This window comes from Paenibacillus sp. FSL P4-0113, from assembly GCF_038009305.1.
GTDB classification, from domain to species: Bacteria; Bacillota; Bacilli; order Paenibacillales; family Paenibacillaceae; genus Paenibacillus; species Paenibacillus polymyxa_D.
Map to the genome: position 1 here is coordinate 2,833,524 of NZ_JBBPAZ010000001.1, position 15,131 is coordinate 2,848,654.

The 15,131-nt window shown below is 44.9% G+C and carries 31 protein-coding genes; all 31 read right to left on the reverse strand.

What is annotated here, in order from left to right; genetic code table 11:
• Positions 1-35 precede the first annotated feature (35 nt).
• Positions 36-401, reverse strand: coding sequence for a 50S ribosomal protein L17 (gene rplQ / locus MKX46_RS12030; protein WP_013312143.1), 366 nt, complete (start codon positions 399-401; stop codon positions 36-38).
• Between the two features lie 34 nt (positions 402-435).
• Complete coding sequence (locus MKX46_RS12035) at positions 436-1,380, reverse strand: DNA-directed RNA polymerase subunit alpha (RefSeq protein WP_007432558.1); 945 nt, start codon at positions 1,378-1,380, stop codon at positions 436-438.
• A gap of 135 nt (positions 1,381-1,515) precedes the next feature.
• A complete protein-coding gene (gene rpsK, locus MKX46_RS12040) occupies positions 1,516-1,911 on the reverse strand; it encodes a 30S ribosomal protein S11 (protein ID WP_013312144.1) in 396 nt (131 codons plus the stop codon).
• A 19-nt stretch (positions 1,912-1,930) separates the two neighbouring features.
• On the reverse strand, positions 1,931-2,299 hold the full coding sequence (gene rpsM, locus MKX46_RS12045; RefSeq protein WP_007432560.1) for a 30S ribosomal protein S13: 369 nt from the start codon (positions 2,297-2,299) through the stop codon (positions 1,931-1,933).
• Positions 2,300-2,320: 21 nt separating this feature from the next.
• Positions 2,321-2,434, reverse strand: coding sequence for a 50S ribosomal protein L36 (gene rpmJ, locus MKX46_RS12050; RefSeq protein WP_003333770.1), 114 nt, complete (start codon positions 2,432-2,434; stop codon positions 2,321-2,323).
• Between the two features lie 118 nt (positions 2,435-2,552).
• Entirely contained in the window at positions 2,553-2,768 is a 216-nt protein-coding gene (gene infA, locus MKX46_RS12055; RefSeq protein ID WP_006212898.1) for a translation initiation factor IF-1, read from the reverse strand.
• A 2-nt stretch (positions 2,769-2,770) separates the two neighbouring features.
• Complete coding sequence (locus tag MKX46_RS12060) at positions 2,771-3,079, reverse strand: KOW domain-containing RNA-binding protein (RefSeq protein WP_013312145.1); 309 nt, start codon at positions 3,077-3,079, stop codon at positions 2,771-2,773.
• Positions 3,080-3,088: 9 nt separating this feature from the next.
• Positions 3,089-3,628, reverse strand: a complete 540-nt coding sequence (locus MKX46_RS12065) for a M24 family metallopeptidase (RefSeq protein ID WP_069011496.1) — start codon at positions 3,626-3,628, stop codon at positions 3,089-3,091.
• Positions 3,629-3,633: 5 nt separating this feature from the next.
• On the reverse strand, positions 3,634-4,278 hold the full coding sequence (locus tag MKX46_RS12070) for an adenylate kinase (RefSeq protein ID WP_029514486.1): 645 nt from the start codon (positions 4,276-4,278) through the stop codon (positions 3,634-3,636).
• A 90-nt stretch (positions 4,279-4,368) separates the two neighbouring features.
• The gene (gene secY, locus MKX46_RS12075; protein ID WP_029514487.1) at positions 4,369-5,667 is read right to left on the reverse strand and encodes a preprotein translocase subunit SecY; all 1,299 of its coding nucleotides are present in this window, start codon (positions 5,665-5,667) and stop codon (positions 4,369-4,371) included.
• A complete protein-coding gene (gene rplO, locus MKX46_RS12080) occupies positions 5,667-6,107 on the reverse strand; it encodes a 50S ribosomal protein L15 (RefSeq protein ID WP_013312149.1) in 441 nt (146 codons plus the stop codon). The genes secY and rplO overlap by 1 nt, the downstream gene beginning before the upstream one ends.
• A 43-nt stretch (positions 6,108-6,150) precedes the next feature.
• A complete protein-coding gene (gene rpmD, locus MKX46_RS12085; RefSeq protein WP_013312150.1) occupies positions 6,151-6,336 on the reverse strand; it encodes a 50S ribosomal protein L30 in 186 nt (61 codons plus the stop codon).
• Positions 6,337-6,348: 12 nt separating this feature from the next.
• Entirely contained in the window at positions 6,349-6,846 is a 498-nt protein-coding gene (gene rpsE, locus MKX46_RS12090; protein ID WP_013312151.1) for a 30S ribosomal protein S5, read from the reverse strand.
• A gap of 27 nt (positions 6,847-6,873) precedes the next feature.
• A complete protein-coding gene (gene rplR, locus MKX46_RS12095) occupies positions 6,874-7,242 on the reverse strand; it encodes a 50S ribosomal protein L18 (RefSeq protein ID WP_007432568.1) in 369 nt (122 codons plus the stop codon).
• Positions 7,243-7,357: 115 nt separating this feature from the next.
• Complete coding sequence (rplF, locus tag MKX46_RS12100; protein WP_029514488.1) at positions 7,358-7,900, reverse strand: 50S ribosomal protein L6; 543 nt, start codon at positions 7,898-7,900, stop codon at positions 7,358-7,360.
• 33 nt (positions 7,901-7,933) lie between these two features.
• A complete protein-coding gene (gene rpsH, locus MKX46_RS12105) occupies positions 7,934-8,332 on the reverse strand; it encodes a 30S ribosomal protein S8 (protein ID WP_007432570.1) in 399 nt (132 codons plus the stop codon).
• A 32-nt stretch (positions 8,333-8,364) separates the two neighbouring features.
• Positions 8,365-8,550, reverse strand: a complete 186-nt coding sequence (locus MKX46_RS12110; RefSeq protein ID WP_010348808.1) for a type Z 30S ribosomal protein S14 — start codon at positions 8,548-8,550, stop codon at positions 8,365-8,367.
• Between the two features lie 76 nt (positions 8,551-8,626).
• A complete protein-coding gene (gene rplE / locus MKX46_RS12115) occupies positions 8,627-9,172 on the reverse strand; it encodes a 50S ribosomal protein L5 (RefSeq protein WP_007432571.1) in 546 nt (181 codons plus the stop codon).
• A 31-nt stretch (positions 9,173-9,203) separates the two neighbouring features.
• Positions 9,204-9,557 (reverse strand): 50S ribosomal protein L24, encoded by a 354-nt coding sequence (rplX, locus tag MKX46_RS12120; RefSeq protein ID WP_013312155.1) that lies wholly within the window; start codon positions 9,555-9,557, stop codon positions 9,204-9,206.
• A 36-nt stretch (positions 9,558-9,593) separates the two neighbouring features.
• Positions 9,594-9,962 (reverse strand): 50S ribosomal protein L14, encoded by a 369-nt coding sequence (gene rplN / locus MKX46_RS12125; RefSeq protein WP_007432573.1) that lies wholly within the window; start codon positions 9,960-9,962, stop codon positions 9,594-9,596.
• 34 nt (positions 9,963-9,996) lie between these two features.
• Positions 9,997-10,260, reverse strand: a complete 264-nt coding sequence (rpsQ, locus tag MKX46_RS12130) for a 30S ribosomal protein S17 (protein ID WP_007432574.1) — start codon at positions 10,258-10,260, stop codon at positions 9,997-9,999.
• Positions 10,261-10,310: 50 nt separating this feature from the next.
• Positions 10,311-10,508, reverse strand: coding sequence for a 50S ribosomal protein L29 (gene rpmC / locus MKX46_RS12135; protein ID WP_007432575.1), 198 nt, complete (start codon positions 10,506-10,508; stop codon positions 10,311-10,313).
• Positions 10,498-10,932 (reverse strand): 50S ribosomal protein L16, encoded by a 435-nt coding sequence (rplP, locus tag MKX46_RS12140; protein ID WP_007432576.1) that lies wholly within the window; start codon positions 10,930-10,932, stop codon positions 10,498-10,500. Before rplP ends, rpmC begins: the two co-directional genes overlap by 11 nt.
• A 2-nt stretch (positions 10,933-10,934) precedes the next feature.
• On the reverse strand, positions 10,935-11,600 hold the full coding sequence (rpsC, locus tag MKX46_RS12145; RefSeq protein ID WP_013312156.1) for a 30S ribosomal protein S3: 666 nt from the start codon (positions 11,598-11,600) through the stop codon (positions 10,935-10,937).
• A gap of 13 nt (positions 11,601-11,613) precedes the next feature.
• A complete protein-coding gene (rplV, locus tag MKX46_RS12150; protein WP_013312157.1) occupies positions 11,614-11,946 on the reverse strand; it encodes a 50S ribosomal protein L22 in 333 nt (110 codons plus the stop codon).
• Between the two features lie 36 nt (positions 11,947-11,982).
• Entirely contained in the window at positions 11,983-12,261 is a 279-nt protein-coding gene (gene rpsS, locus MKX46_RS12155) for a 30S ribosomal protein S19 (protein ID WP_029514489.1), read from the reverse strand.
• 72 nt (positions 12,262-12,333) lie between these two features.
• On the reverse strand, positions 12,334-13,164 hold the full coding sequence (gene rplB / locus MKX46_RS12160; protein ID WP_341071266.1) for a 50S ribosomal protein L2: 831 nt from the start codon (positions 13,162-13,164) through the stop codon (positions 12,334-12,336).
• Positions 13,165-13,194: 30 nt separating this feature from the next.
• Positions 13,195-13,485: a 50S ribosomal protein L23 gene (gene rplW / locus MKX46_RS12165; protein WP_013312159.1), complete on the reverse strand. Its 291-nt coding sequence runs from the start codon at positions 13,483-13,485 to the stop codon at positions 13,195-13,197.
• Positions 13,485-14,108, reverse strand: a complete 624-nt coding sequence (rplD, locus tag MKX46_RS12170) for a 50S ribosomal protein L4 (protein WP_013312160.1) — start codon at positions 14,106-14,108, stop codon at positions 13,485-13,487. The genes rplW and rplD overlap by 1 nt, the downstream gene beginning before the upstream one ends.
• A gap of 26 nt (positions 14,109-14,134) precedes the next feature.
• Positions 14,135-14,758 carry a 50S ribosomal protein L3 gene (gene rplC / locus MKX46_RS12175; RefSeq protein WP_013312161.1) on the reverse strand — a complete coding sequence of 208 codons (624 nt, stop codon included), beginning with the start codon at positions 14,756-14,758 and terminating at the stop codon, positions 14,135-14,137.
• Between the two features lie 32 nt (positions 14,759-14,790).
• Positions 14,791-15,099: a 30S ribosomal protein S10 gene (gene rpsJ / locus MKX46_RS12180; protein ID WP_005544556.1), complete on the reverse strand. Its 309-nt coding sequence runs from the start codon at positions 15,097-15,099 to the stop codon at positions 14,791-14,793.
• Between the last annotated feature and the right edge of the window lie 32 nt (positions 15,100-15,131).

Here is a 15,131-nt window from a genome sequence, read left to right on the forward strand (position 1 = left end):
CCGATTCTGTCCACCCTTCCCTCATCTTCGCCTGTTTACGCGCGGTCAACCAATTCCAGATATACCATTGGAGCGGCGTCGCCACGACGAGGTCCCAATTTCAAGATACGAGTGTATCCACCTGGACGCTCAGTGTAACGTGTAGCCAATTCGCTAAACAGCTTTTGGATTGCATCCTGCTCACCATCCAAAGTTTCACGGCGAACGAACGCAGCCACTTGACGACGTGCGTGCAGATCTCCTTTTTTCGCTTTGGTGATCAGTTTTTCAGCAATAGAACGAACTTCTTTTGCTTTAGCCTCAGTAGTTTGGATACGCTCATACAAGAACAGATCGGTTACCAAATCACGAAACAAAGCTTTACGGGCACTGGAGTTACGACCCAATTTTTGGTATGCCATGTAATTTCCCCTCCTTCACAAAAACGTTGCTGTACTATTCTTCCGTACGAAGTCCTAAACCAAGTTCCTCGAGCTTCTCTTGTACTTCTTCCAAAGATTTGCGACCCAAGTTACGGACCTTCATCATATCTTCTTCAGATTTAGTCGTGAGTTCTTGTACCGTATTGATACCAGCGCGCTTAAGGCAGTTATAGGAACGGACGGAGAGATCCAGCTCTTCGATCGTCATTTCAAGAACTTTTTCTTTCTTGTCTTCTTCTTTTTCAACCATAATTTCAGCATCTTTAGCCTCGTCCGTGAGACCCACGAACAACATCACATGCTCGGTCAAAATTTTGGCTCCAAGGCTCACTGCTTCCTCGGGACGAATACTTCCGTCAGTCCAAACCTCAAGTGTCAGCTTGTCATAATTCGTAACCTGGCCGACACGCGTATTTTCTACGCCGTAGTTCACGCGTGCAATCGGAGTGTAGATGGAGTCGACGGGAATGACGCCGATCGGCTGGTCATCACGTTTGTTCCGATCCTGCTTAACGTAACCGCGACCGCGATTGGCAAAAATACGCATGTGAAGTCTCGAACCCGGTCCGAGCGTAGCAATGTGAAGATCCGGATTAAGAATTTCCACATCACTATCCGCACGGATATCTCCTGCCGTTACAACTCCTTCGCCTTCCGCATCGATTTCGAGTACTTTCTCTTCATCCGAGTGGATTTTAAGCGATAAAGCTTTCAAGTTCAGAATGATCTCCGTTACGTCTTCCTTCACACCGGGAACCGTTGCAAACTCGTGCAGAACCCCATCGATTTGAACCGATGTGACTGCTGCCCCCGGTAACGAGGATAACAGAATACGGCGAAGCGAGTTTCCAAGCGTCGTACCGTATCCGCGTTCCAGCGGTTCTACTACGAATTTTCCATAGGTGCCATCATCATTGACGTCAACCGTCTCAATTTTCGGCTTTTCGATTTCTATCACTGCAATATCCCTCCTTCAAAACGTCGCTCCTATATGAAACATTCACCTTATCCATAGTCTATCATGCAGTATACCTAAACATCCATTCTTGGCAGTTTGTGCCGGATCTATACTACACGCAGAGGAGAAATCTCATTAGACGCGACGACGTTTTGGAGGACGGCATCCGTTATGAGGTACCGGAGTTACGTCTTTGATCAGGTTAACTTCCAAACCAGCAGCTTGCAAAGAGCGGATTGCTGCTTCGCGACCTGCACCAGGTCCTTTAACCATGACTTCGACAGTTTTCATGCCGTGTTCCATAGCAGCTTTAGCAGCAGTTTCTGCGGCCATTTGCGCTGCGAATGGAGTAGATTTACGGGAACCACGGAATCCCATGCCGCCTGAGCTGGCCCAAGAGATTGCGTTACCGTGTGGATCTGTGATCGTAACGATCGTGTTGTTGAACGTGGAACGGATGTGTGCCACGCCAGTCTCGATATTTTTACGGTCACGGCGTTTTGTACGTACAACTTTTTTCGGTTTAGCCATTGAATGTTATCCTCCCTTCTTATTTCTTTTTGTTCGCTACAGTCCGACGAGGACCTTTACGCGTACGAGCATTAGTTTTAGTACGTTGTCCGCGAACAGGCAACCCACGACGGTGACGAACACCACGGTAGCAGCCAATCTCAGTCAGACGTTTAATATTCAAGGAAATTTCACGACGCAGATCGCCTTCTACTTTAACTTCTTTGTCGATCGTTTCACGTAATTTGCTCACTTCATCTTCAGTCAAATCACGAACACGCGTGTTTGCACTGATGCCTGTTTCCTTCAAGATTTTCTGAGAAGTCGTTTTACCGATTCCGAAAATGTAAGTCAAGGCGATCTCAACGCGTTTGTCACGTGGCAAATCCACACCAGCTATACGAGCCATTTTACGCTACACCCCCTTCTATTAACCTTGTTTTTGTTTGTGTTTCGGATTTTCGCAAATAACCATTACATTCCCTTTGCGGCGAATGACTTTGCATTTTTCGCAAATAGGTTTTACAGAAGGTCTTACCTTCATGTTGATTACCTCCTCCAAGCTTTACCCTGGTAAAACTCGCTTCGTGAACATTCACATCGTTTTGCCGAGCAAAACAAGTTTTTTTAAATGATATACGTTTAATAAAAACCTGCATGAATTACTTGCGGTACGTTATACGGCCTTTGGTTAAATCGTAAGGCGATAACTGTACAACCACCTTGTCGCCTGTCAAAATACGGATAAAGTGCATCCGCAGCTTTCCGGAAACATGAGCAAGAATTTGATGACCGTTCTCCAGCTCTACCTTGAACGTAGCGTTCGGCAGTGGCTCGATTACCGTACCTTCAACCTCAATGACATCTTCTTTGGCCAAAGTCAGTCTCCTTTCTCTTCAGCTTGGTATTCGGACGAATCCAGGAAAGTTTTCACTGCATGGCGCAGCTTTCCATTCGTCACCCGACCGCTTTCGTTTAAACTGTTTACAATCTCGCTACTAATCTTTGGCTGAGGCACCAAATGAAGAACATTTTTCTTCTTCGCTTGATCAAACTTTCGTTTATCCCCATCCGCAATATATACAAACCTGCTATCTGCTACTGAAACGACAACCGCAATCTGTCCGGCACCTCTGCCTTTCAGAATCTTCACCAGCTGACCGATTTGCAGGTTTCCTTGCTGAATCATTCCAATCACCTACGCACTCAGTTTCGTGAAAATGTCCATGCCGCCCGTTTCGCACGTCACCGCTTGCTCGTTATGAGCACATGAGGTTACGTTCATCGTAACGACCGTCCAGTTGTCTTCCAGCGTCCCTACATGGTGAGAACCTATTTGAATCATAGATTCAATAGCCAGCACAATGCCGGTTTTCAGCCTCGGCCCCTGCTCAGGAATACCACGGTTTGGATTCTCAATATATTGCCGAATGGCATGCGACATTGTAAACTGGCGAGTTTTCGCGATGATATCGCCTTTGTTTAACTTGCGTTTGCCGGGAAATCCGTGCACCAGTTGTTCGTTGACTGAAGCGCAAATGCTAGCAGGAAAACCGTTATAACCTTTAAAAGACGGCACAGCTCCCTGACTGCGAATATACCGATCAGCTAAATGATCAAGTTCACCGGTCGTAATACCGGGCTCGATGTGTCCTGCCAAGAAATGATCCGTTTCCGTAACTATTCTCTCAGCTTTCCTCATAAAGCTTGATTCCGCCCCCGACTTGCAAATGATCATTACAGCTAACCCCGCAACAAGGACACGATATTTTGGGAAACCACATCAATATCCTGTTCTCCGTCGATATGACGCAGAAGATTCTGGTTCTCATAAAATGTGAGGAGTGGTGCTGTTTTATTACTATATTCGTCAAGTCGTGTTCTTACGCTATCTTCATTATCGTCAGGACGCTGATAGAGTTCCCCACCGTCTTTGTCGCAAATGCCTTCAACCTTAGGAGGATTAAAGACAATATGATAGCTAGTTCCGCAGGTTTTACAAACCCGCCGTCCTGTGATTCGTGCCAACAAGTTGTCACTATCCACTTTCAAGTTAATAACGTCATCTAGCTTCGTATTCAAACGACCCAAAATTTGATCCAAGGCTTCAGCCTGAGCCAAAGTTCTTGGAAAACCGTCCAGCAAGAACCCTTTCTTGCAATCTGGCTGTTGCAGCCGTTCTTCAACGATGCCGATTGTTACGTCATCCGGAACAAGTTCACCCTTGTCGATATATTCTTTAGCTTTAATGCCAATAGGTGTTCCCTGTTTCATCGCTAGGCGAAAAGCATCACCTGTCGAGATATGAGGAATGCCGAATTCCTTCACAATGACATCTGCTTGTGTACCTTTACCAGCCCCCGGAGGGCCCATGATCAAAATATTCACAATCTGTCACTCCTCAAGACGACCCCTACACAAGAAACAGCACAAAAGGTGCCGGTAAGCATGCGAACATCCTAAGCCGGTACCTATTGCCTATTTGTTGATGAAGCCTTTGTAATGGCGTTTGATCAGTTGGCTTTCGATTTGCTTCATTGTATCCAATGCTACACCAATGATGATGAGCAATGAAGTACCGCCAATTTGCACGGAACGAGGCAAGCCCGAAAGCGAACCGAAGAATACCGGCAAAACGGATATGACTGCCAGAAACAAAGCTCCTGTCATTGTCAAACGTGACATTACTCGTGTCAAGTATTTCTCCGTGGCTTTACCCGGACGAATTCCCGGAACATAACCGCCGTTTTTCTTCATATTGTCGGCCATTTGCTGCGGATTCATCTGTACAAAGGTATAGAAGAATGTGAAACCGATAATCATTACGACATACAAAACCATGCCCAGCGGCTTGTCATAATACAAGTAAGTGGTAACCCACTTAGCCCAAACATGATCTGCCCAGAAACTCGCAATAATTGTCGGGAATTGCAGCAATGATACCGCAAAGATTACCGGAATAACGCCTGCCGCATTAATTTTCATCGGAATATGCGTATTCTGGCCACCGTACATTTTGTTGCCAACTACACGTTTCGCGTATTGTACCGGGATTTTCCGAATACCTTGCTGGATGTAGATAACACCAACAATAATCAGAACAATCACCAGAGCAATTATAATTGCCTTCAGAATATTCATAAACAGCTGATCCGCCTGAATAAACTGAGATTCTACAACCGTCCGAATATGTCTTGGAATACCCGCCGCAATCCCTGCGAAGATAACAATAGAGATACCATTGCCGATTCCCTTTTCGGTAATTTGCTCACCGAGCCACATAAGGAACGTAGTTCCTGCTGTAAGCACAATGGCAATGACCAGATAATCTGCAAAAGTGGCTCCTGGAATCATCGCTGCACCGTACAGTCGATTAAAACCAATCGACGTTCCGAATGCTTGAATCAGGCCAAGTATTACCGTACCATAACGCGTAATTTGAGCCAACTTCTTTTTACCATGCTCTCCTTGTTTAGCCCATTCCGCAAGTTTCGGAATCACGTCCATTGACAGCAACTGTACAATGATGGACGCTGTAATATATGGCATAATCCCGAGGGCGAAAATCGAAAACTGATACAATGCGCCCCCTGAGAAGGTGTTAAGGAGTCCAAACAACTCGCTTCCTGCTTGATCCTGAGAAGTAAAGACTTGCTTGTTCACGCCGGGAACCGGCACGAAGGAGCCAATACGATATACAAAGAGTATAAACAGGGTGAACAGGATTCGGGTTCTAAGATCCTCAACCCGCCATATATTTTTCAGGGTCTTGAACATTAGATCACCTCGGTTTTACCGCCGGCAGCTTCAATTTTCTCTACCGCAGATTGAGAGAACTTGTTCGCTTTAACTGTCAATTTCACAGTGATTTCACCGTTACCCAGAATTTTAATTCCGGATTTGGCGTTTTTCACAATGCCATTGTTCAGCAAAAACTCAGGGCTTACTTCTGTACCCGCTGCAAAACTGTTCAAATCTTCGATATTCAAAACCGCATACTCTTTACGAGTAGGATTTACGAAACCGCGTTTAGGCAAGCGACGATACAGTGGGTTTTGACCACCCTCGAAGCCCGGACGTACACCACCGCCGGAACGAGCGTTTTGACCTTTATGACCACGACCAGAAGTTTTACCCGTACCACTACTAGGACCACGACCCAAACGTTTACGTTCTTTGCGGGAGCCTGGAGCTGGGGAAAGCTCATGTAACTTCATCGTTCGTTGCACCTCCTTGATTATTGTTAAAATACTTTATTTCTTAAGCCTCAATTTCTTTAACAGAAACCAAATGGCTAACTTGATTAATCATCCCGCGAATAGCTGCATTGTCGGGTTGAACTACTTTATGGTTGATTTTACGCAAGCCGAGCGTTTTAACAGTCGTTCTCTGATTACCAGGACGGCCGATCAACGAACGAACGAGGGTAATTTCTAATTTCGCCATGATATTCCCTCCTTAGCCCAGCAGCTCTTCGATGGATTTGCCGCGCAATTTTGCAACTTCTTCAGCGCGTTTCAAACGGGACAAACCTTCCAAAGTCGCATTGACCATATTCATGGAATTCGAAGAACCCAAAGATTTTGTCAAGATATCACCTACACCAGCAAGTTCCAGTACAGCACGAACCGGACCGCCAGCGATAACTCCAGTACCTTCCGATGCCGGTTTCAACAGAACCCGGCCAGCACCGAACTTACCTGTAACAAGGTGAGGAATTGTTGTTCCTACGAGTGGAACGTGAACCAGGTTTTTCTTAGCATCTTCAATACCTTTGCGAATTGCATCAGGTACTTCGCCAGCTTTACCGATTCCAGCGCCTACCCAGCCGTTGCCGTCGCCCACTACTACCAGAGCACTGAAGCTGAAACGGCGTCCGCCTTTGACAACTTTAGCTACACGATTAATATTTACTACTCTTTCAGTCAGTTCCAAAGTATTCGGATCTACACGCAAGTCGTTAACCTCCTTTTGAGAAATGTCTTAGAATTCAAGGCCTGCTTCGCGAGCTGCATCAGCCAAAGCTTGAATCCGTCCATGATACAAGTATCCACCACGGTCAAATACGATGTTAGCATGACCTTTTTCTTTCGCACGTTTAGCAACGAGTTCGCCAACCTTACGAGCTGCTTCTACACTACCGCCGTTTTTGATTTCGCTGCTCAGTTCTTTATCCATAGTGGATGCAGATACCAATGTTACACCAGCTACATCATCAATCAGTTGTGCGTAGATATGCTTGGAAGAGCGGAATACGTTCAAACGAGGACGTACAGCCGTACCTTCGATTTTCTTACGTACACGCAGATGTCTTCTGACACGTGCTTTATTTTTATCTTGTTTTGTAATCATCTCAAGTTTTCACTCCCTTCAGTTTGCCTTTTAAATCTTTATACTAAGACGCACTGGGTAAAAAAGAAGTACGAAGTCTTTCCAGCAGAAAGACCGCACAAAGTCGGTAAGAAACTTATTTCTTCTTACCGGCTTTACCTTCTTTACGGATGATGCGCTCGCCTTCGTATTTAATCCCTTTACCTTTGTACGGTTCAGGTTCACGAACGGAACGAATTTTAGCAGCGTAAGCACCTACACGCTCTTTATCAATTCCGCGAACGATGATTTTAGTGTTCGAAGGAACTTCGAATTCGATGCCCGCTTCCGGTGTGATTTCAACCGGATGAGAATATCCAACGTTCAGAACGATTTTATCTCCGGATTTGCTTGCACGATATCCGACCCCAACCAGCTCCAGAGATTTTGAAAATCCTTCAGTTACACCACTTACCATGTTGCTGACAACGCTGCGGGTTGTCCCATGCAAAGAGCGGTGAAGTTTGTTGTCCGAAGGACGAACTACATTAATTTCATTGTTTTCCACAGTAACGGACATGTCTTTATGAAGCTCACGAGTCAATGTTCCTTTAGGACCTTTAACTGTGATCGCTGTGTTGTTCAAAGTCACGTCAACACCACTTGGTACTGTGATTGGTTTACGACCAATACGGGACATATCTGTTGCACCTCCTATCTTTTAAACGTTATCTTACCAAACGTAGCAAACAACTTCTCCGCCGGCTTTAGACTGACGTGCTTCTTTGTCGGTCATGATACCTTTGGATGTTGAAATGATTGCGATCCCGAGTCCACCCAGTACGCGTGGAATCTCATTGCTCTTCGTGTAAACGCGAAGGCCTGGTTTACTGATTCTTTTCAAACCTGTGATAACACGCTCGTTGTTCGCACCGTATTTCAAGAAAATACGGATGATCCCTTGTTTGCTATCTTCAACAAATTCCGCATCACGAATGAATCCTTCACGTTTCAGGATGTCGGCGATTTGTTTTTTCATTGTAGATGCAGGCATTTCTACTGTTTCGTGACGAACTGTGTTCGCGTTACGAATACGAGTAAGCATATCTGCAATTGGATCAGACATAGTCATTGTGTATAAACCTCCTTCCCAAACAGGACTTTTTACCAGCTTGCTTTTTTCACGCCAGGAATCTGGCCTTTATAAGCTAATTCACGGAAGCAAATTCTGCAGATCTTAAACTTTTGCAGTACCGAATGTGGACGACCACAACGCTCGCAACGAGTGTAAGCACGAACTTTAAACTTTGGTGCGCGTTGTTGTTTGACTTTCATCGAAGTTTTTGCCACTTAGCCTGACACCTCCTAAATAGTTTCGGAGAACAGGGTGTCTTTAAAATCAGACGCCCGAAACGTTATGCCAACATTATTTTGCGAAAGGCATGCCCAGCTGAGTCAGAAGCTCACGGGACTCTTCGTCAGTTTTGGCAGTCGTTACGATAACGATGTCCATACCACGAACTTTATCAACTTGATCATACTCGATTTCCGGGAAGATCAACTGTTCTTTCAGACCAAGCGTGTAGTTACCACGTCCGTCGAAAGCTTTTGTTGATACACCATGGAAGTCACGTACGCGAGGAAGAGTAATGTTGAACAATTTGTCCAAGAAATAATACATACGCTCGCCACGAAGTGTTACCTTTACACCGATTGGCATGTTTTCACGCAATTTAAAACCTGCGATAGATTTTTTCGCGCGAGTGATTACTGGCTTTTGACCAGCGATCAGCTGCATGTCGTTGAGAGCTGAATCAAGCACTTTGGAGTTTTGGACTGCGTCGCCAACACCCATGTTGATTACAACTTTCTCGATTTTAGGCACTTGCATCACTGTTGTATAGTTGAACTTCTGCATCAAAGCAGGAGTGATTTCTTTCAAGAAACGTTCTTTCATTCTTGTTGTAGCCATGAATCATATACCTCCTTTCTTTAAAAAATAATTAGTCGATCACTTCGCCAGAACGTTTTGCAATGCGCACTTTTTTTCCGTTGTCCAAAACTTTGTAACCAACACGGGTTACTTTTCCGCTCTTCGGATCAATGTGCATAACGTTGGAAACGTGAATCGGAGCTTCTTTCTCGATGATGCCGCCTTGTGGATTCAGCTGATTAGGCTTTTGGTGTTTTTTAATCATGTTAACACCTTCCACAAGCACACGGTTTTGACGAGGGTAAGCAGCGATAACGCGACCTTTTTTACCTTTATCTTTACCTGTAATCACCAGAACAGTGTCGTCTTTTTTGACGTGCAGCTTGTTGTTATGGGATTCCAGAACTTTTTTCACTTTTGGCATTTCGTACACCTCCTACGGGCACATTTTAAGGTGAGTTTAGATCACTTCCGGAGCCAAGGAAACGATTTTCATGAAGTCCTTGTCACGAAGTTCGCGAGCAACTGGTCCGAAAATACGAGTACCACGTGGGCTCTTGTCTTCTTTAACGACCACTGCTGCGTTCTCGTCAAATCCGATGTAGGAACCGTCTTTACGGCGGATAGAACGTTTAGTACGAACAACAACCGCTCTTACTACATCACCCTTTTTGACAACGCCGCCTGGTGTTGCTTGTTTTACGGAACAAACGATCAGGTCACCAATTTGAGCTGTACGACGTCCCGTACCACCGAGCACACGGATACACATCAGTTCCTTCGCGCCGGAATTGTCAGCTACAGTCAAACGTGTAAATGGTTGAATCATTTATTTATCCTCCTTTCGGAAAAACTACACTACATTAGATTATAACAGCTTTTTCAACGATTTCGACCAGTCTCCAGTTTTTGTCTTTGGACAAAGGGCGAGTTTCCATGATTTTAACAGTATCACCGATTTGTGCAGTGTTGTTTTCATCATGAGCTTTGAATTTCTTAGTTACTTTAATGCGTTTATGGTAGAGATCATGTTTTTTGTAAGTTTCTACAGCAATCACAATCGTTTTATCCATTTTGTCGCTGACTACTTTACCGACTAATACTTTACGGGCATTACGTTCGCTCATTGTTGGCCTCCTTCCTAATTACAGGCGGATTTTCCACCCGGTCTGATATCTTAGCTAATCCCAAGTTCTCTTTCACGGATCACAGTTTTAGCACGAGCAATTTCCTTACGCACAGCGCCGATCCGAGTCGGGTTATCAAGCTGACCGGTAGCGAGTTGAAAACGAAGGTTAAAAAGTTCTTCTTTAAAACCGGAGATCTTTTGTTCGATTTCAGCAGTGGTTAGGTTGCGGAATTCACTAGCCTTCATTTGCTTCACCACCCAATTCTTCACGTTTCACAAACTTAGTTTTGATTGGCAGTTTGTGAGCGGCAAGACGCATTGCTTCACGAGCAATCTCTTCCGGAACACCAGCAAGTTCAAACATAATCTTGCCTGGTTTCACTACTGCAACCCATTTTTCTACGTTACCTTTACCACTACCCATACGAACCTCAAGAGGCTTCTGAGTAATTGGTTTATCAGGGAAAATTTTAATCCAAACCTTACCACCACGTTTGATGTAACGAGTCATCGCAATACGAGCAGCTTCGATTTGACGGTTAGTAATCCATGCAGGTTCAGTAGCTTGCAAACCGTACTCACCAAAGTTCAGTGTAGTACCGCCTTTTGCACGACCCTTCATATGACCACGTTGTTGTTTACGATGTTTTACGCGTTTTGGTACCAACATGATTAGTTGCCTCCTTCCTGAGGAGCTTGTTTCTTAGCTGGAGGAAGAACCTCTCCACGATAGATCCATACTTTTACGCCAAGACGGCCGTAAGTAGTATGAGCTTCCGCTGTACCATAGTCAATGTCGGCACGAAGCGTATGCAGTGGAACAGTTCCTTCGCTGTACCCTTCGGAACGAGCGATTTCGGCACCGCCAAGACGTCCGCCTACTTGAGTTTTAATTCCTTTTGCTCCGGAACGCATAGTTCTTTGAATCGCTTGTTTCAAAGCACGACGGAAAGAAACACGACGTTCCAATTGTTGTGCAATACTTTCAGCAACCAAGATTGCGTCCAGTTCAGGATTTTTAATTTCAGAAATATTGATGTGCACCTTTTTACCGCCTGCGATTTTAGTAATTTCATTACGCAGATTTTCAACTTCGGAACCACCCTTACCGATAACCATACCTGGTTTCGCAGTGTGAATCGTTACATTGACACGGTTAGCTGCTCTCTCGATTTCAACACGGGATACAGCGGAGTCTTTCAATCTTTTTTTCAGATGTTCACGAATTCTAACGTCTTCCAGCAAAAGATCACCGAAATCTTTGCCTGCATACCATTTGGATTCCCAATCACGGATAATACCGATTCGGAGTCCGACGGGATTTACCTTTTGGCCCACACGTTTTCCCTCCTTATTTTTCAGATACCACCAGAGTAATATGACTGGTGCGTTTGTTAATACGGCTTGCACGACCCATTGCACGCGGGCGGAATCGTTTCATTGTAGGACCTTGGTTTACAAAAACCTGAGATACTACCAATTTATTTACGTCCAAAGAGTAGTTGTGATCTGCATTTGCAATCGCAGAATTCAACAATTTCTCAACGACTGGAGAAGCGGACTTTGGAGTGTGACGAAGAATTGCAATCGCCTCACCAACCTGCTTACCGCGAATCAAATCGATAACAAGTTTCACTTTGCGAGCAGAAATCCGTACGGATTTAGCATGTGCTTTTGCTTCCATTGAGTTTACCTCCTCTCAAACACTACGCTGTGTTGATTATCTTCTTGTTTTCTTATCGTCATCCGTATGGCCTTTGTACGTACGTGTTGGAGCAAATTCGCCCAATTTGTGTCCGACCATATCTTCCGTTACGTATACTGGCACGTGTTTACGGCCATCGTATACACCAAACGTATGTCCGATAAATTGCGGGAAAATCGTAGAGCGACGGGACCAAGTTTTGATTACCACTTTTTTCTCCGACTCGTTCAAAACCTCTACTTTTTTCAACAGGTAACCATCAATGAATGGTCCTTTTTTGAGACTGCGACCCATTTATGAATCCTCCCTTCGTTAAAACGTAGTCGTTCCTTAATATGTTAACGTGCGACTTAAGCGCACGTTTTATTACTTAGTACGACGACGAACGATGTACTTATCAGATGCTTTACCTTTTTTACGTGTCTTGTAACCAAGGGTTGGTTTACCCCATGGAGACATTGGAGATTTACGTCCGATTGGAGCGCGACCTTCACCACCACCGTGTGGGTGATCGTTAGGGTTCATTACAACACCGCGAACTTCAGGACGTTGTCCCAACCAGCGACTACGACCAGCTTTACCGATTTTCACCAGTTCATGGTCTTCGTTACCTACAGAACCGATTGTCGCGCGGCAAACTTTCAGAATGCGGCGAACTTCACCAGAAGTCAAACGAATTGTAACATACTTTTCTTCTTTACCAAGAAGTTGGGCTTCCGTACCAGCGGCACGAACGAGTTGGCCACCTTTACCCGGTTTCAATTCGATGTTGTGGATAACCGTACCTACTGGAATGTTTTCCAATGGCAAAGAGTTACCGATTTTAATATCGGAACCTGCACCGGATACCACTTCGTCTCCTACTTTCAGACCTTTAGGAGCGATGATGTAACGTTTTTCACCATCCACATAGTGGATAAGTGCGATGTTGGACGTACGGTTTGGATCATATTCGATCGTAGCAACGCGGCCCGGTATTCCATCTTTGTTACGTTTGAAGTCAACAATACGGTACTTACGTTTGTGTCCGCCGCCATGATGACGAACCGTAATTTTACCTTGGTTATTGCGTCCAGCTTGCTTGCTCAGAGGTGCCAGCAACGATTTCTCGGGCTGATTAGTTGTAATCTCCTCGAAAGTAGATACAGACATAGCACGTCTGGCCGGGGACGTTGGTTTATACTTTTTAATTGGCACTGAGTTTCCCTCCTTACTTTACAGTTTCAATTATACCGTTTCAAAAAACTCAAGCGGCTTACTGTCTTTGCTCAGCGTTACGAACGCTTTCTTCCACTCGCTCGTATAGCCGGAATGACGTCCGTAGCGTTTTGGTTTTGCAGGAACACGAAGCGTATTTACGTTACTTACTTTCACGTTAAAAATGGCTTCGATTGCTTTTTTAACTTCGACTTTGTTAGAACGAATGTCAACCTCGAAAACGTATTTCAAGTCATTCATCATACCAGCCGTACGTTCGGTGATAACCGGACGTTTGATAATATCACGAGGATCCTTCATTACGCGAGCACCTCCTCTACCTTCTGAACTGCTTCCTTCGTAATGATCAGTTTGTCATGTCCGAGCACATCAAGAACATTAATGCCATCTGCGGCTACAAACTTCACACCAGGAATATTACGAGCGGACAGTGCTACATTATCATCATAGCTAGGAGCTACGATCAATGCTTTACGATCAGCTTTAAGGTTATTCAAAATGGCTGCGAATTCTTTCGTTTTAGGTCCGTTCAGTGTAAGAGCGTCCAATACGATAATTTCATTCTCAATCACTTTGGATGACAACGCCGATTTGATCGCCAGACGACGAACTTTCTTAGGCAATTTGTATGCATAGCTGCGTGGAGTCGGACCAAATACAGTACCGCCACCAACCCATTGCGGTGCACGGATCGAACCTTGACGAGCGCGGCCAGTACCTTTTTGTTTCCAAGGTTTACGTCCGCCACCACGTACTTCAGAACGTCCTTTTACTTTGTGAGTACCTTGACGCAGGGAAGCCAATTGCATAACAACAGCGTCATGAAGAACGTGCTTATTCGGCTCGATACCGAACACTGCGTCGTTCAATTCAATTTCACCAACTTGGCTGCCGCTAATATTAAATAGTGCTACTTTTGGCATTTCGTGTTCCTCCTTTCTTCAGTTGTTTATTTTTTCACCGTTTCTAATACTTTAACGAAGCTATTTTTAGGTCCTGGAATGGAACCTTTCACGAGCAACACATTACGTTCTGTATCGATCTTAACAACTTCAAGACGTTGGATAGTTACCGTTTCATGCCCCATGTGTCCTGGCAGGTGTTTACCTTTAGGAACGCGGTTAGCTTGAATGGAACCCATAGAACCTGGACCTCTGTGGTAACGCGAGCCGTGTGCCATTGGTCCGCGGCTTTGTCCCCAACGTTTGATAACGCCGGCAAAACCTTTACCTTTAGAAATACCTGTTACGTCAACGAACTCGCCTTCTGTGAAGACATCAGCCTTCAGTTCTTGGCCAACCTCGTACGCAGCAAGGTCGATGCCACGAAGTTCACGAACGTAGCGCTTAGGTGCAGTATTTGCTTTTTTCGCATGTCCTGCTTCAGGTTTGTTGGATCTTTTTTCTTTTTTATCAGAGAAACCGAGTTGGATAGCTTCGTATCCATCGTTTTCCAGATCTTTCTTTTGCAGAACAACACAAGGACCTGCTTCGATAACCGTAACAGCAAGTACGTTACCTTCAGGGGTAAACACTTGAGTCATTCCGAGTTTTTTTCCTAAGATACCTTTCATGTTGACACCTCATTTCTTTTCCTAATTACATATTACAATTTAATTTCGATATCTACACCGGACGGCAGGTCCAAGCGCATCAAGGCATCCACAGTTTGTGGAGTCGGGTTAACAATGTCGATCAAACGCTTGTGTGTGCGCATTTCGAACTGCTCCCGGGAATCCTTGTACTTGTGTACCGCACGGAGAATAGTAATGATTTGTTTTTCAGTTGGCAGCGGAATTGGCCCGGATACACCTGCGCCCGAACGTTTTGCTGTTTCAACAATTTTCTCAGCGGATTGATCAAGAATTCTATGATCGTAAGCTTTCAAACGGATACGAATTTTTTGCTTTGCCATTTTAGTCCCTCCTTCTATCGCCCAATTTGGTA

Bases quoted from the DNA above. Each gene is read 5' to 3' on its own strand.
- rplQ (WP_013312143.1), bottom strand. From the start codon at position 401: ATGGCATACCAAAAATTGGGTCGTAACTCCAGTGCCCGTAAAGCTTTG.
- rpsK (WP_013312144.1), bottom strand. From the start codon at position 1,911: ATGGCTAAACCGAAAAAAGTTGTACGTACAAAACGCCGTGACCGTAAA.
- rpsM (WP_007432560.1), bottom strand. From the start codon at position 2,299: ATGGCTCGTATAGCTGGTGTGGATTTGCCACGTGACAAACGCGTTGAG.
- rpmJ (WP_003333770.1), bottom strand. From the start codon at position 2,434: ATGAAGGTAAGACCTTCTGTAAAACCTATTTGCGAAAAATGCAAAGTC.
- MKX46_RS12060 (WP_013312145.1), bottom strand. From the start codon at position 3,079: ATGATTCAGCAAGGAAACCTGCAAATCGGTCAGCTGGTGAAGATTCTG.
- MKX46_RS12065 (WP_069011496.1), bottom strand. From the start codon at position 3,628: ATGATCATTTGCAAGTCGGGGGCGGAATCAAGCTTTATGAGGAAAGCT.
- secY (WP_029514487.1), bottom strand. From the start codon at position 5,667: ATGTTCAAGACCCTGAAAAATATATGGCGGGTTGAGGATCTTAGAACC.
- rplO (WP_013312149.1), bottom strand. From the start codon at position 6,107: ATGAAGTTACATGAGCTTTCCCCAGCTCCAGGCTCCCGCAAAGAACGT.
- rpmD (WP_013312150.1), bottom strand. From the start codon at position 6,336: ATGGCGAAATTAGAAATTACCCTCGTTCGTTCGTTGATCGGCCGTCCT.
- rplR (WP_007432568.1), bottom strand. From the start codon at position 7,242: ATGATTACAAAACAAGATAAAAATAAAGCACGTGTCAGAAGACATCTG.
- rplF (WP_029514488.1), bottom strand. From the start codon at position 7,900: ATGTCCCGTATTGGTCGTAAACCAATCACAGTACCAAGTGGTGTTGAC.
- rpsH (WP_007432570.1), bottom strand. From the start codon at position 8,332: ATGACTATGTCTGATCCAATTGCAGATATGCTTACTCGTATTCGTAAC.
- rplE (WP_007432571.1), bottom strand. From the start codon at position 9,172: ATGGCTACAACAAGAATGAAAGAACGTTTCTTGAAAGAAATCACTCCT.
- rplX (WP_013312155.1), bottom strand. From the start codon at position 9,557: ATGCCAAAAGTGAAAAAAGTTCTGGAATCCCATAACAACAAGCTGCAC.
- rplN (WP_007432573.1), bottom strand. From the start codon at position 9,962: ATGATTCAACCATTTACACGTTTGACTGTAGCTGACAATTCCGGCGCG.
- rpsQ (WP_007432574.1), bottom strand. From the start codon at position 10,260: ATGAGCGAACGTAATGCCCGTAAAGTATTAGTCGGTAAAGTAGTCAGC.
- rpmC (WP_007432575.1), bottom strand. From the start codon at position 10,508: ATGAAGGCTAGTGAATTCCGCAACCTAACCACTGCTGAAATCGAACAA.
- rplP (WP_007432576.1), bottom strand. From the start codon at position 10,932: ATGTTGGTACCAAAACGCGTAAAACATCGTAAACAACAACGTGGTCAT.
- rplV (WP_013312157.1), bottom strand. From the start codon at position 11,946: ATGGAAGCAAAAGCACATGCTAAATCCGTACGGATTTCTGCTCGCAAA.
- rpsS (WP_029514489.1), bottom strand. From the start codon at position 12,261: ATGGGTCGCAGTCTCAAAAAAGGACCATTCATTGATGGTTACCTGTTG.
- rplW (WP_013312159.1), bottom strand. From the start codon at position 13,485: ATGAAGGATCCTCGTGATATTATCAAACGTCCGGTTATCACCGAACGT.
- rplD (WP_013312160.1), bottom strand. From the start codon at position 14,108: ATGCCAAAAGTAGCACTATTTAATATTAGCGGCAGCCAAGTTGGTGAA.
- rplC (WP_013312161.1), bottom strand. From the start codon at position 14,758: ATGAAAGGTATCTTAGGAAAAAAACTCGGAATGACTCAAGTGTTTACC.
- rpsJ (WP_005544556.1), bottom strand. From the start codon at position 15,099: ATGGCAAAGCAAAAAATTCGTATCCGTTTGAAAGCTTACGATCATAGA.